The following is a 305-nucleotide window of genomic DNA, read 5'->3' on the forward strand; positions in this document are numbered from 1 at the left end:
CCTATAGGTACGCAATTCAACGTACTATTCCGTCAGTACGCAGATGCTGCATCACTCCGTCACTCCATCGAAAATATAAGATGCTCAGGAATTTTGACCTGATATCCATCGAATATGCCATTCGGCAATCTCCTTAGGTCCCGGCTAACCCTGGGACGATTAGCGTCGCCCAGGAAACCTTGGTCTATCGGCGGGCAGGTTTCTCACCTGCCTTATCGTTACTTATGCCTACATTTGCTTTTCTAGAAAGTCCACCGTACATCACCATACGGCTTCAACCTCGCTAGAATGCTCCCCTACCACTT

The 305-nt window shown here is 48.5% G+C and carries 1 rRNA gene; it reads right to left on the reverse strand.

From position 1 onward, the window contains the following. Window positions 1-305: ribosomal RNA gene (locus PL77_RS30025) — 23S ribosomal RNA — on the reverse strand; the annotation flags it as partial.

Source organism: Flammeovirga sp. OC4, assembly GCF_000812565.1.
GTDB lineage: Bacteria > Bacteroidota > Bacteroidia > Cytophagales > Flammeovirgaceae > Flammeovirga.